Source organism: Nitrospira sp. (assembly GCA_030692565.1).
Lineage (GTDB): Bacteria > Nitrospirota > Nitrospiria > Nitrospirales > Nitrospiraceae > Nitrospira_D.
The window spans coordinates 1-12,536 of record JAUYAO010000060.1 but is presented as its reverse complement, the minus strand read 5'-3'; the positions used below and the strand labels follow the sequence as shown (position 1 = coordinate 12,536).

Sequence of the window (12,536 nt, the reverse complement as noted above, 5' to 3'; positions counted from 1 at the left end):
GCGCTCTACGCCTCATTTGCACCCTAGACCTACTATTCCTTCACCCACTCAACCTGTGTAAGATAGGCCCAGCATCGGGTGATCGAGCAGCGCCTCTTTTCTAGCCGTGCAGTAACCAGCGGTTATGCCGACGATCAGCATCTTCTATGGTATCGTGATTCAAATGTTCTGGCGGGATCATAATCCGCCGCACTTCCATGCGCTCTACGGAGAACATGAAGCCATCTTTGATCTGCGAAATCTGACGGTACTGCGCGGGGCGCTCCCCCGTCACGCGATGGCGCTTGTTCTGGAGTGGGCCACCGACCATCGAGATGCTCTCATGGAGGACTGGAATCTATGCAGCCAACTCAAGTCTCCCAATCCAATCGAGCCGCTTCTGTAGAGCCGGCGATTCAACCGATCGCGCCTTGGCGGGTTGCTTCCGTGCATGCTGAGCCTGAGCGGCAGTTACGGGTCACGTTTGTCGATGGCACAACAGGTACGGTCGATCTGCGGAATTTTCTGAATGCCCCTCAGATCCAGGGCACGGTATTCGAGCCGTTGCGCGACCCGGCAGTGTTCGCCCAAATGCGCGTCGCTATGGGAGTCGTGCAATGGCCCAATGGCGCCGATCTCGCGCCCGATGCGATGTACGATGCGATCAAACTGCACGGCTGTTGGATTGTTGAATGATGGCGCGTCGGATTCTCTCTGACGTCCTGGTTTTTCTTAAGAGCTTCCCCGACAACCGTGCGACACTACGCCTATGACCGGTCTCGCCTCATTTGAGCATCTGCGCTCCCGCCTGTACCTCTCGCTCGGGCTGAATGCCCTGGTCATCACCGCGGAATTCATCGGCGGCTTCCTCCTCGACAGCGTCGGTCTGATGAGCGACGCAGGACACAATCTCGTCGATCAGGGCTCGCTCTTTCTGGCGCTGTATGCGCACATCCTCACCAGGCAGCCGGCCAGCGAAACCCGCACGTTCGGTTACCATCGCGCCGGCGTCATTGCCGCGTTTCTCAACTCGTTCATCCTGGTGCTGACGGCGATCGGCATTACCCTCGTGGGCCTCAAGCGGTTGCTGCATCCGGTTCCGGTGGACGGCGGGTGGATCATGGGCATTGCCGCCATAAGCTTTGCGGCCAATCTCAGCATCGCCTTGCTGCTCCAGCATGGCGCGAAAGACGACCTGAACATCCGCAGCGCCTTTTGGCACATGCTGGGCGATGCCTGGGTCTCGCTCGGCGTCGTGTTGAGCGGCGGCGCGATCATGCTAACGGGCTGGACAGTGCTCGATCCGCTCATCAGCCTCCTCGTGGTCGGCGCCATTCTCCACGGGGCCTGGCCGCTGTTCAGAGAATCCCTCGATGTGCTGTTGGAATCCACCCCGCCCACGATCAGCGCGTCACAGGTCGCCACGACAATCGAGTCCCTGCCTGGCGTAAAGAATGTGCACGATCTCCACATCTGGGCCGTGGAGCCCCGGCTCATCATGCTGACCGCCCATGTGCTGGTGGATGGAGACGACGCCGTCCTCACCAACGCGCTGCTGCGCTCGATCCATGACCGAATCACCGCCGACTTCGGCATCAAACACATGACGATCCAATTGGAAACGCACTGCTGCGATCCCGACGATGTCCATTGCGATCTGACCAAGCTCACCGCGCAGCATCCTGAACTCGAAGCCCTCACCCATCACCATTGAGTTGTTCAGCATCCATTTCGACCGGTAGAATACGGAGCACTATCTTCGTGCAGCTTTTCGGTAACCAGGAATGAATATGCCAGTCCCCTTCTATCTCCTTTGCGGCTCGCTGGGCGCGGGCAAGACCACACTCTTGATGCGCCTGCTGGAATATTGGAAGAGTCAGGGCCTCAGGGCCGGCGTGCTGATGAACGAAGCGGGCGACGTAAGCATCGACGGCCCGCGCGCCGGCACGATCGCTGAACAGGTGATGAATCTGGCAGGCGGCTGTGTCTGCTGCGATACGAAGGAAGATCTCTCCTGGGGCATCGCGCAGCTCGTCAACGACGCTGCCTCCGATGTCGTCATCATCGAGTGCTCGGGGCTGGCCGATCCGGCTGAGGTCATCGACGCCGTGACGGACCTCTACACCGCCCGCCTCGCCACGCTGGAACGGGTAATTGCCCTGCTCCATCCCATCGCCAGCGACACCAGCCACTCCAGCCACTCCAGCCAGTATGTCACCGCGCAAGCGATTCGCTGCGCGGACGAACTCATCCTCAATAAGCAGGATCTCTATGTGCCGGGCCACTGGGAGGGATTCAAAAGCGGGATCGTGAAACAGAACCCCTATGCCCGCATCTGGGAAACCACGCATGCGCGCATCGACGCCGCGGCGCTCCTGGCGCCGGTGCAGCAGGCGCGACCGGCCAAACAGACGAACGTGGTTTTCGGCGAGCCTCGCCCTTCAAGTTCTCGCAAACGCGCAGACTATCATCCCATCGCCACGACCGTGAAACTTCCCGCACCGCTAAATCGCACACGATTTGAGACTTGGACCAAGTCATTGCCCAAAGAACTCGAACGGGCCAAAGGCTTCTTTCGCTTCGCGGGTGAGCCGGAGCTGCAGGAATTTCAATACGCCCCGCCCGGAGCTCCCACCATCGCCCCCATCATGCTCCTCGACGAACCCAGTCCCGCCATCGTCCTCATCGGGCGTGGCTATGACGTGGAGACATTGCGAACCGCACTGCTGGCTTGCATGGAAACGTAGAGACCGAACCGGCAGGAGAGAACGGCCCTACCGCGAGAGAGAAACCGATGACTGCGCGGCCGTGCGAAACCTCGGCCACTGCAGCAGCGCCCAGGCGATGCCGCCGCCGATCAGTCCGCCCAAGACCCACCCGCCGAATACATCAGTCACATAGTGCGCTCCGACATAGACCCGCGAGAGTCCCACCAGCGAGACGATCGGCCAGCTGATCCAGCCGGTCTTGGGATAGAGCACTTGTAGAAAGGCGGCAGCCGCCGCCGTGTTCATCGCATGGTTGGAGGGAAAACTGAATAAGCGTCCGCAGGCTCCGCCCCCGACGACGATGGCCTCATGAATCGCATGGCACGGCCGCACTCGCGCAAACACCCACTTCAGCTGCCCGCCGAGAAAATCCGACAGCCCGACGGCGCCGGCCAGAAACGGGCTCCCGAGCAACGCTTCCCACCGCCGGCGCATGATCCAATAGCCTGCGGCACAGGCCACCGGCAGATAGAGCGTACTGGTCGCGCTCAATCTGAGAAACAGATGATCGAAGAATTCCGAGCGGCTGGCAAGGCCATTGATGGCAAGAAAGAGTGATTCGTCGAGGCTCATGGAGACTGACGATAAAGCGTCATTCGTCAGGCGTCAAGCGATCTTCACCTGGTCCTGAAGTGGATGCGGACCGTCAGCTCGCCGTCGACCATCTCGTCGCCCTTCATTTGCGGATCGAACGTCCACTTACTGAGAGCTGCGATACCGGCGGCCGTCAGCTCCCGATGCTTGGCCGGCTCCAACACCACCACCGTCACCTTGGCGTCTTTCGACACCAGCATGCGGGCCTTCATCCAGTCATCGAGTTCCTTGCCGTCGAGGGATGAGGGAATGCCCGGCCACGGGGTCGACTTTGCCACCGGCCCCTGCTGCTGATCTTTGTTCAGCGACAGGCCGTGGACATGCACCTCAGGCAGCTCCAGCACATCTTCGTGATGGTCATCGGCATGCGTGGCCTCGTCACCGGCCACCGCCCACGCGGCAGCCGGTGAAAGGGACAAAAAGAATCCAACTGACAGCGCCATGAAGCTATAGGAAGTCATGATTGCTCACTCTCTTACTCTAATCTCCCCGGACGACTGTCTTATACCACCAGATGCCCAACAAGGTCATCAATTCCACCCGCCCACCCCCCGCGCGCCGAGACGCGCGTTGCCTGGGCAAGGCCGCATTACATCGACAATCATACTTGCAGACTCCCCACCGGATGCTCAAACGAGCCATCCAACAAGGCCGCAGGCGACGGCAACACCGGAGGCGTAGCCTCTGGGCTACGTTGAGGATGTTGCCGAGCCGAGAACGCCGTTGGTGGCCCGTTTCAGCATCCGGTTAAAAGAACCACTGGCCGCGGAAAAAGAACGACCTCGGCATCCCCGCATGCGAGACGCCAAGCCCGATGCTCCCCTCGCCGCGATTGATGTAGTACTTTTGATCGAACAAATTGACCACATCGAATCCGATCAGAAACTTCTGGCCTTCCCAGGGAAGCGGAATCACATGGGTGATCGACGTATTGAAGACGGTATAGGACTGGCTATGCGTCGAATTCGTCTTCGCACCTTCATCCGCCGTCCGCAAGCCTGATCCGAACAGCATCTGCCCGCTGAACGTCGTCCGCTCCATCAGCCGGTAGCTGACGAGCGCCGAGCTGGTGATCGTCTGCTGGTGGTCGCAGAACACTCCGCCGGGCGAATTGATATCACCGATTTCCTCGCCGTGCAGCAGAAAATGTCCCGATTGGAGGCCATAGCCTTTGCACTGGCCCCAGGCCGCATTCAGCCGGGCCGTGAGATTGTCCATCACCTGGAACTTCAAGGCCCCGTCGATGCCGCGCTGCCATCCATAGTTGAAGGCAAAGTAGTTCAACAACGGCGTCGTGCCGAACTGTCCGGCATCGGACAGATTGCGGGCCAGCTTGTAGTACCCCGTCAATTGAAACGTCGCCCAACTGGAGAGCGCATGGTAGCTGCCGGCTTCGAAGTAATGCGCCCGTTCGGCCCGGGGCGTCACATTCGTCGCATCTTCCGGCGCCGCTTTCGTGCCGGCCGTGTTCAGCTTCGCAAAGGAAATCGCTTCCAGGTTCGGCGGCGTGAACATCCGGCCGTAGAACACGTGAAACACATTCGACTGGTTCGCCTTGTAGGTCACGCCGATACGCGGACTCAGCTGCGCCTCGTCCCGTTGATATTGCACCACGTCGCCGCGCAACCCGAGATTGAACGTCCACTGGTCATTGGGCGTCCATTGATCCTGAATCCAGAATTCCTGCCGGTAGCCGATCAAGCGATTGTCGGCATTGAGACCGATGACATTTCCCGTCGGATTTCCCGCGCCGTCATCCAGAAACGTCGACAGCCGGGTCTTGTTGATGGCCTGCGTCCGGTCGAACTGGAAACCCGTCTTGATCAAATGCTCTTTGCTGTGCACGTAGGTGTAATCCAGGCGAAGCCCGCCCGAGAAGGCCGTGCGATCCTGACTCCCGGCTGAAAACGGCTCCGCTTCATCCGGCACGTAGGCCAGCACGTTGAACGGATCGGTCTTGAACGTCGCGCGGGTATGCCGGAAATAGCCCGCCAGGCTGAAGAACTGGTTCGACGTCACATCATGCCGCCACACCAGGTGCGAGTACTGATTCTGCTCTTTCTGGTTTTCATCAACCATTTCCGACGGCACCGCCGAGAACCCCGCCGGCAGCAGACCCGTAATTGTCGCATTCTGAGTCTGGCCCGGCAGCGTGGGAATTTGATACTTCGCCACGGAGTTCAAAAAGAGCACGGTGAAGTTGTTGGTGTTGTCGTGCTGATAGTCGCCCCGGAACATCGTCTGGTTCCGTTCGCTCTGGCCATGAAAAATCGAGTGGCCGAGCGTCGGCGGCTCGATGCCGCGGTTCGTCGATGTGTGGCTGTTCAGGATGTAGTAGCGGAACTTCTCGCCGACGGTCCCGCCGTATTCGAACGAGGGATTGACCGTGCGATTGGATCCGCCGAACATCTGCAACGAGCCGAACCCGGGCTTCGTCCCGCTCTTGGTTGTGATGTCGATCAACGCCGCCGTCTTGTTGCCGACGTTGGCCTCCATGCCGCCGAGGACGATGTCCGCCCGCTCCCAGGAGCGGGGAGAGATGACGTCCGAAAAGGTGGACGAGACGGTGTCGGGAATCGGCACGCCGTCGATGCGCAATTGGAGGTTGGCATGGTCCTGCCGGATGTGGACCTGTTTCAGCGAGCCGTAGGTTGCGCTGGGGATCGTCAGCAACACATCGTGCAGCTCGTTATTGTTGCCGCGCGGCAACGCTTCGATGTCTTTCCGGCTCACCGAGTAGGTTTCGCTCGACGCCTTGTATTGGATCGGGGCCAGCGGGGACACCACTTCCAATGCGACTTCTTTCGTCTTCGACAACGTCAGCGTAATGGGCTTCGGCTCATCCGTCCTGATCTGCAACACCACGTATTCGCTCCGATAGGTATCCTGTACAGCGCTGACCGAGTAGGTTCCCGCCGCGGGTACGGAGGCGATGAACTCGCCGGCATCGTTCGACACCGCCGTCGCCACCACATTGCCTTCCTGATCCTTCACCTCCACCACCGCCTGCCCGACCCGACGAAGGTCCTGATTCTGAACCGAGCCGCGAATCGTACTGGCGGCTTCCTCCGCTGCATGAGCCGGTGACAGCCCCCCACCATTCCCGACCAGACTCCCGATAATCAAACCAGCACAGATATGAAACCACGCGCGTCGCATACAGATCCTCCACGTTCAACATCGAAATAGAATAGAAGCCGGCGCCCGGCACAGACTGCGCCGAACCCGGCACGACTCGTTGAAGGGAACTTAGCGGCGCGGAGGAGCGCGGGAGGGATCGAAGGAAGAAGGCTCAACGGAGAGCAGAATGGACTCAGCAGGAGACTCGGCGAATCGGACCAGCTCACCGGCAACCAGAATCGGCGCGCCATCATCCAACGACCCGGCCGTATGGTGCTGAACCCACTGACAGAGGTCGGTATCGGAGTGTTCGTGGCCGTCGTGATCGGCGGCCGCCAACTCATGGTGCACATCCTGCGCGACGGCGAACGGGGCCAGTCCGAGCAGGATGACGAGCATCGCCAATGAGAGACACCGGCGGAGCAGCGAGTGCGAATGGGGCGAACGGAACTTCATCATAGCATCTCGCGCATCCGACAGACTCATCACCATAGACACAGAGAACCCACGCCAAAGTATCGATAGCCCCTAGCTCCTGTCAAGCCATATGGACTTTTCCTTGTGTTTTCGCATATCCTAGCGAATCCCAAAACGATCCCGTGCAACTAACCTGAGTGGAAAAGGCCGCGATCCACTCGCGGACAGGTACCATGAACCGACCCATCGACAACCAACATGTCTTAGAAATCAACGCGCTCCCCTCGCCGCGCGCCATCAAGACGAAGCTTCCCATCACGGATGAAGCCGCGGCCCTCGTCGTCGAGACGCGTGATGCCATCCGTCGGATTCTCCATGGCCAAGACCGCGACAGGCTGCTCGTCATCGTCGGACCCTGCTCCATTCACGACCCCGACGCCGCCTACGAATATGCCGCCAAGCTCAAGCCGGTGGCCGAAGCCCTGCGCGACCGCCTCTTGATCGTCATGCGCACCTACTTTGAAAAACCGCGCACGACCGTCGGCTGGAAAGGCCTCATCAACGATCCGCATCTGGACGGCACCTGCGATATCGCCACCGGGATGGAACTGGCCCGTACGATTCTTTTGAAGATCAATCAGTCCGGCATGCCCTGCGCCACCGAGCTGCTCGATCCGATCAGCCCGCAATATATCGCCGACCTGATCAGCTGGAGCGCCATCGGCGCCCGCACCACCGAAAGCCAGACCCATCGCGAACTGGCCAGCGGCGTGTCGATGCCGGTCGGATTCAAGAACGGCACCGAAGGCAGCCTGCAAGTCGCCGTGAACGCGATGACCTCGGCCCGCGCGCCTCACCATTTTGTCGGCATCAACGCCGAGGGACAGACGTCGATCATCCGGACCGCCGGCAACCCGGACCGGCACATCGTCCTCCGTGGCGGCGGCGGCAAAACCAACTATGAAGCGGAGCATGTCGCCAAAGCCGAAGCGGCGGTCGCCGGTGAAGGGATCGCGCGTCCCATCATGATCGACTGCTCGCACGACAACTCCCACAAGGACCATAAACGCCAGGGCCTCGTCGCCCGCGACGTGCTCCGCCAGTTCCGCGAGGGCCGCCACTCCATCATGGGCTTGATGCTCGAAAGCAATCTCAACCCCGGCAAGCAGGCCTGGAAGCAGGGCGTGACGCTCGCGCACGGCGTCTCCATCACCGACGCCTGCCTTGGTTGGGATGAAACAGCCGCATTGCTGAACGAGCTGGCTGACACGATCATCACCAAACCTGCGTAGCAAGACTTCAGTCTTCAGCCTGATCCCCTCCACTAGCAGGTTGAAAACAAATCGGTGCGCACGAAACATATGCGAGAATATTTCGTACAGTATTAAAGCCCCAATAACCACAGGATGCTCAAAAAGGCCACGGTTCTTACCCGCCCAACCCCGGCGCGCCGAGACGCGCCGTTCCGCGGGCAAGGCCGAGAACGAAGCTGGCGGCATTTTTCAGCATCCTGCCAGAAACCCGCATGCTCATTGACACACACACCCATCTCGACGATGCCCGCTACAACGATGACCGCGACGCGATGCTCGCGCGGGCGCGCGAAGCCGGCGTGGACAACTTCATCACTATCGGCTGCGATCTCGCCACCAGCCAGTCTGCCGTTGCCCTGGCCGACCAGCACCCCTTTGTCTATGCCTCCATCGGCGTGCACCCGCACGAGGTCAAACACATTCAAGACACCTGGTACGACGAATTCCGCCGGCTGGCCAGGAACAAAAAGGTCGTGGCCTATGGCGAGATCGGATTGGACTACCACTACAATCACTCGTCGCCGAAAGAGCAGCGCGACCGGTTTCGCGAACAGATTCAGCTCGCGCACGAACTCCGGCTCCCGGTGATCATTCACACCAGGGAGGCCGACGCGGATACGGTCACGATCTTACGGGAAGAGAAGGCGTCTGAAGTCGGCGGGGTGTTTCACTGCTTTTCCGGGAATGCGGCACTGGCGAAGGAGGCGCTCGATCTGGGATTTTATCTGTCGTTCTCCGGTATTCTGACGTTCCCGAGCGCCACGGCACTGCGTGACATTGCGAAGACCGTTCCGCTGGATCGACTGCTGATCGAAACCGACTGTCCCTATCTGACACCGGTCCCGCATCGCGGGAAACGGAATGAACCGGCCTATGTCGCGGATGTGGCGCAACAGCTCGCCACCGTTCGCGCCGATGAAGTCGGCATGTCGCCCGAGAAAATCGCCCTCGCCACCACCCGCAACGCCAAACGGCTGTTCAAAATCGCTTGAGCTGACGGTTCCGTTCACGGACCGCCTTGGGGAGCTTCCTCGGATTGCCCTTCTTCTCGGGTCCCCGGCGGGGCCGCTCGTCCTCTCCAAAATCGAGTTCTTTGCCCTGGATCGGCCCTGACGACAGTCCGCTCCCTGCCAATTTGCTCATAAACAACTGCGCGGTCATCACCGTCGCGCCATGCGCCCTGGCCGTCGCCACGATTTCATGGTCGGAGCTCACCACAGCGCAAGCCGATCCATACTCGCGCGCAAGCCGCTGAATAACCTGATCGGCCTTCTCGCCCCGGCGTGAGTAGATCACCTGAACCCCTGCGCGATGCTCGCGATGTTCAACGGGATGCCCCTGTTGCCAGCCGTCGAACACGACGGTCAACGGATGCCCCTTGCGATGCCGATAGGCGGCCAGGTCGTGCAACAGCGACTCCCTGGCCATCTCAGACTTCGCTGCAGACTGGGCCCCGAGCAGGTTATAGCCATCAATGATAAGATGAGTCGCCATAGGCCCACGCTACCGGGCGGGTTCCCCTCTGTCAATGCCAGAGAGGAACTGGTGCAACGGCTTGACAAGTGATGAAACATCTGAGAAAAGTTTTTATCCCCTACAATTAATATAGGCACATGCGACTACGATCTCGGCAGGCTTTCCCGTTCCGCATCTCTCTCGCATTCCTGTGCCTGCTCGCCCTCACGCTGGGCCTCCTGACCGGAGGATTCGACCAGGCGTTTGCGGCCGCCTCCGACGCCCGTTCTCATCGCCCCCATAAAAGTAAAACCAAAGGCACCCCGGCCTCAATGATGCCGGCCACCGTGCAAAACTTTCGCGTATTCTCCACCCCTGAGCGAACCAGGCTCGTGCTCGATCTGGATCGCCACACGAAGGTGACTGAACTCAAATCGGCGGACTCGGATGACGTGGTATTTTTCCTTCCCCATGCCACGATGAGCCAGGCCGCCAGGCACAGACTCGATCGCGGAGTCATTCCGGCCCCGTTTCAGATTTCGCAGACCACCGCCGGGGCCGTCACTGTGGCAGTGCCGACGCGCGCTATCCGCCGTTACAAACAATTCTCTCTCGAGAACCCTGCGCGGCTGGTAGTGGACGTGATCCCGGGCATCGCCGTTCCGGATGCCCCCGCATCGGATCCGGCTCCACCCGCCCCACCGACTCCGAGCACGTTCGAGCCGCCGCCGCAGCCGACGATTCCCCAGGCCAAGTCGTTCAAGACCATCGTGCTCGATCCCGGTCACGGCGGGAAAGATCCCGGTGCGCGCGGCCGGCGCGGCACGGAGGAAAAAGACATTACGCTGAAAGTGGCGTTGCAACTGCGGGATCGGCTCAGCAAGCAGCCCGGCGTGCGTGTCTTGATGACACGCGACCAGGATGTTTTCGTCGAATTGGAAGAACGGGCCAAGTTCGCCAACAGCCATGACGCCGATCTTTTCGTCTCCATCCACGTGAATTCCCATCCCTCCCGGTCGGTCAAGGGCATCGAGATTTACCATTTTGGAGAAGCGAAAGATCAGCGGGCCCTGGAGGTCGCCGCCCGCGAAAACGGCACGCCTTTGAGTAGTACCGGCGTGGGCTGGGAATATCTGGTGGCGGACTTGCTCACGGCGAAAAAGATCGAGGAGTCGCTCGAACTCGCCTGGACCGCCAAGGAATCTCTCATGACGCATATGAACGGTCACTACACCGTCACCGACCACGGGGTAAAGACTGCGCCATTCTATGTGCTTCGCCATACCAGCATGCCCAGCATCCTGGCTGAAATCGCGTTTATCTCCAATCCATCGGAAGAAGACTTGCTGCGCAAGAATGCGTTCATCCGCGATGTGGCCGACTCGCTGCTGAACGGCGTGAAATCATTCCTGGCCACCGGCAAGCCGACCGCACGGTAACCCGCTCGCCGCACCTTCAGGCCATGGCATGCCAACAATCAAGCTGACACTGGAATACGACGGCACGCACTACGCCGGCTGGCAGCGTCAACTCAATCAACCAACCATTCAAGAAGCGGTCGAAACCGCGATCAAGAACGTGACGCAACAGACGATCTCCATCGTCGCCGCCGGCCGCACCGACGCCGGCGTGCATGCACTGGGGCAGGTCGTCAGCTTTCGCATCGACCGGGACATGACGGCCTATGACTGGGAGATGGCGTTGAACGCCCATCTCCCTCCCGATATTTCAGTCCGCGCCGTCGACTTTCCTCCTCCTGAGTTCCATGCCCGCTACAAAGCCACTGGCAAACTCTACCAATATCGGATCCTCAACCGCTCTCCGCGTCCTGCGTTGGGCCGGCAATTGGTCTGGCACGTCTACAAACCGCTGGACGATGCGGCGATGAACCAGGCGGCCCTGCACCTCGTCGGTGCGCACGACTTCTCCTCCTTCGAAACGCAACCGACCGAAAACGAAGATCCCATCTGCCATCTCCAACGCCTCGTCGTTATTCGCGAGGGGCACGAACTCCGTATCGAAGCCTATGCCGACAGGTTTTTGAAACAGATGGTCCGCAGCATCGTAGGCACGTTGGTCGAAGTCGGCCAGGGGAAGCGTGCGCCGGAAAGTTTTGCTGCTATTCTCGCCGTACGAGATCGCCGGAAAGCAGGGAAGACTGCGCCTCCCCAAGGGCTCTGCCTCATGCGGGTCGACTATTGAGGGCTAGGGCTGCTCCTTACAGACAACCACTAAGCATTTTGGTATAGTGCCCCGTCGATCCTTCACCCTCTCACACAAGGAGCATCACCATGAAGATTGCCAGCCTGGTCGTCCTCTCACTCTTTTTGGCCGTGATTGTGCTGCCCCCGGTGTCCAGCGAAGCCGCCGGCCCACAAAACAAGATGGCAACGTGCAATAAGGAAGCGAACGAGAAGGGGTTGGGAGAAGGGAAGGGCGACGAACGGAAGGCGTTTATGAAGGAATGTCTCTCCGCCAAGCCGGTCAAGAGCGCGAAAACGGCTCAGCAGGAGAAGATGAAGGCGTGCAATAAAGAGGCGGGCGAGAAGACCTTGAAGGGCGACGAGCGGAAGAAATTCATGAGCACCTGTCTCTCAAACTAGCAGCGGTACCCCGGCGCGGCTCCCGCCGCGCCGGATTCCATCCTTCCTGATTTATCCTGCCAATTCGTCTACAACGAGTCATCTGCCGCCATGCCATCAGCGCACGAAGTTCTGCATACCCGAATGAAAATGACACTGCAACGGAAGGGCTAGGAGCCTGTCCGAGTAATGGCTGACCATGCGTGACAAGACGTAGATTCACGGCAGGACCAGCAGCGATTCGGTCCGCCGCCGAAGGGTGTGGCCGATACGTGTGCCAATGAGTGGAATTGTGATCGGTTTGGGGG

14 protein-coding genes are annotated in these 12,536 nt (G+C 60.0%); 9 read left to right on the top strand and 5 right to left on the bottom strand.

Features of this window, described 5'->3' with window-relative positions; translation table 11 throughout:
• The first annotated feature begins 124 nt into the window (after nucleotides 1–124).
• The 4 genes from Q8N04_20720 to Q8N04_20705 all read left to right on the top strand — a co-directional run bounded on the left by Q8N04_20720 (nucleotide 125) and on the right by Q8N04_20705 (nucleotide 2,726).
• Nucleotides 125–385 (top strand): DUF4160 domain-containing protein, encoded by a 261-nt coding sequence (locus tag Q8N04_20720; GenBank protein MDP3093104.1) that lies wholly within the window; start codon nucleotides 125–127, stop codon nucleotides 383–385.
• Nucleotides 340–675, top strand: a complete 336-nt coding sequence (locus Q8N04_20715; protein ID MDP3093103.1) for a DUF2442 domain-containing protein — start codon at nucleotides 340–342, stop codon at nucleotides 673–675. Before Q8N04_20720 ends, Q8N04_20715 begins: the two co-directional genes overlap by 46 nt.
• Before the next feature lie 73 nt (nucleotides 676–748).
• Entirely contained in the window at nucleotides 749–1,693 is a 945-nt protein-coding gene (locus Q8N04_20710) for a cation diffusion facilitator family transporter (protein MDP3093102.1), read from the top strand.
• Nucleotides 1,694–1,769: 76 nt separating this feature from the next.
• Entirely contained in the window at nucleotides 1,770–2,726 is a 957-nt protein-coding gene (locus tag Q8N04_20705) for a GTP-binding protein (GenBank protein ID MDP3093101.1), read from the top strand.
• Nucleotides 2,727–2,753: 27 nt separating this feature from the next.
• Here Q8N04_20705 and Q8N04_20700 read toward each other — a convergent pair whose 3' ends face one another.
• The 4 genes from Q8N04_20700 to Q8N04_20685 form a co-directional block, all read right to left on the bottom strand.
• Complete coding sequence (locus tag Q8N04_20700) at nucleotides 2,754–3,320, bottom strand: phosphatase PAP2 family protein (protein MDP3093100.1); 567 nt, start codon at nucleotides 3,318–3,320, stop codon at nucleotides 2,754–2,756.
• 44 nt (nucleotides 3,321–3,364) lie between these two features.
• Nucleotides 3,365–3,802, bottom strand: coding sequence for a hypothetical protein (locus tag Q8N04_20695; protein ID MDP3093099.1), 438 nt, complete (start codon nucleotides 3,800–3,802; stop codon nucleotides 3,365–3,367).
• Nucleotides 3,803–4,088: 286 nt separating this feature from the next.
• Nucleotides 4,089–6,500 (bottom strand): TonB-dependent receptor, encoded by a 2,412-nt coding sequence (locus tag Q8N04_20690; protein ID MDP3093098.1) that lies wholly within the window; start codon nucleotides 6,498–6,500, stop codon nucleotides 4,089–4,091.
• Nucleotides 6,501–6,590: 90 nt separating this feature from the next.
• Nucleotides 6,591–6,920 (bottom strand): hypothetical protein, encoded by a 330-nt coding sequence (locus Q8N04_20685; protein ID MDP3093097.1) that lies wholly within the window; start codon nucleotides 6,918–6,920, stop codon nucleotides 6,591–6,593.
• Nucleotides 6,921–7,111: 191 nt separating this feature from the next.
• Here Q8N04_20685 and Q8N04_20680 point away from each other — a divergent pair, with 191 nt between their 5' ends.
• Together Q8N04_20680 and Q8N04_20675 are read left to right on the top strand one after the other, a co-directional pair.
• On the top strand, nucleotides 7,112–8,170 hold the full coding sequence (locus tag Q8N04_20680; GenBank protein ID MDP3093096.1) for a 3-deoxy-7-phosphoheptulonate synthase: 1,059 nt from the start codon (nucleotides 7,112–7,114) through the stop codon (nucleotides 8,168–8,170).
• Nucleotides 8,171–8,403: 233 nt separating this feature from the next.
• Nucleotides 8,404–9,183, top strand: a complete 780-nt coding sequence (locus Q8N04_20675; GenBank protein ID MDP3093095.1) for a TatD family hydrolase — start codon at nucleotides 8,404–8,406, stop codon at nucleotides 9,181–9,183.
• Here the strand turns inward: Q8N04_20675 and Q8N04_20670 are convergent.
• Entirely contained in the window at nucleotides 9,170–9,685 is a 516-nt protein-coding gene (locus Q8N04_20670; protein MDP3093094.1) for an NYN domain-containing protein, read from the bottom strand. The genes Q8N04_20675 and Q8N04_20670 overlap by 14 nt on opposite strands.
• Before the next feature lie 119 nt (nucleotides 9,686–9,804).
• Here Q8N04_20670 and Q8N04_20665 point away from each other — a divergent pair, with 119 nt between their 5' ends.
• The 3 genes from Q8N04_20665 (at nucleotide 9,805) to Q8N04_20655 (ending at nucleotide 12,249) form a co-directional block, all read left to right on the top strand.
• Entirely contained in the window at nucleotides 9,805–11,085 is a 1,281-nt protein-coding gene (locus tag Q8N04_20665; protein ID MDP3093093.1) for an N-acetylmuramoyl-L-alanine amidase, read from the top strand.
• Nucleotides 11,086–11,113: 28 nt separating this feature from the next.
• Nucleotides 11,114–11,848: a tRNA pseudouridine(38-40) synthase TruA gene (gene truA, locus Q8N04_20660; GenBank protein ID MDP3093092.1), complete on the top strand. Its 735-nt coding sequence runs from the start codon at nucleotides 11,114–11,116 to the stop codon at nucleotides 11,846–11,848.
• 89 nt (nucleotides 11,849–11,937) lie between these two features.
• Nucleotides 11,938–12,249 carry a PsiF family protein gene (locus Q8N04_20655; protein MDP3093091.1) on the top strand — a complete coding sequence of 104 codons (312 nt, stop codon included), beginning with the start codon at nucleotides 11,938–11,940 and terminating at the stop codon, nucleotides 12,247–12,249.
• Nucleotides 12,250–12,536 lie beyond the last annotated feature (287 nt).

Coding starts and splice junctions, on each gene's coding strand:
- Q8N04_20685 (MDP3093097.1), bottom strand. CDS start 6,920: ATGATGAAGTTCCGTTCGCCCCATTCGCACTCGCTGCTCCGCCGGTGT.
- Q8N04_20690 (MDP3093098.1), bottom strand. CDS start 6,500: ATGCGACGCGCGTGGTTTCATATCTGTGCTGGTTTGATTATCGGGAGT.
- Q8N04_20695 (MDP3093099.1), bottom strand. CDS start 3,802: ATGACTTCCTATAGCTTCATGGCGCTGTCAGTTGGATTCTTTTTGTCC.
- Q8N04_20700 (MDP3093100.1), bottom strand. CDS start 3,320: ATGAGCCTCGACGAATCACTCTTTCTTGCCATCAATGGCCTTGCCAGC.
- Q8N04_20675 (MDP3093095.1), top strand. CDS start 8,404: ATGCTCATTGACACACACACCCATCTCGACGATGCCCGCTACAACGAT.
- Q8N04_20665 (MDP3093093.1), top strand. CDS start 9,805: ATGCGACTACGATCTCGGCAGGCTTTCCCGTTCCGCATCTCTCTCGCA.
- Q8N04_20720 (MDP3093104.1), top strand. CDS start 125: ATGCCGACGATCAGCATCTTCTATGGTATCGTGATTCAAATGTTCTGG.
- truA (MDP3093092.1), top strand. CDS start 11,114: ATGCCAACAATCAAGCTGACACTGGAATACGACGGCACGCACTACGCC.
- Q8N04_20715 (MDP3093103.1), top strand. CDS start 340: ATGCAGCCAACTCAAGTCTCCCAATCCAATCGAGCCGCTTCTGTAGAG.
- Q8N04_20655 (MDP3093091.1), top strand. CDS start 11,938: ATGAAGATTGCCAGCCTGGTCGTCCTCTCACTCTTTTTGGCCGTGATT.
- Q8N04_20705 (MDP3093101.1), top strand. CDS start 1,770: ATGCCAGTCCCCTTCTATCTCCTTTGCGGCTCGCTGGGCGCGGGCAAG.
- Q8N04_20680 (MDP3093096.1), top strand. CDS start 7,112: ATGAACCGACCCATCGACAACCAACATGTCTTAGAAATCAACGCGCTC.
- Q8N04_20710 (MDP3093102.1), top strand. CDS start 749: ATGACCGGTCTCGCCTCATTTGAGCATCTGCGCTCCCGCCTGTACCTC.
- Q8N04_20670 (MDP3093094.1), bottom strand. CDS start 9,685: ATGGCGACTCATCTTATCATTGATGGCTATAACCTGCTCGGGGCCCAG.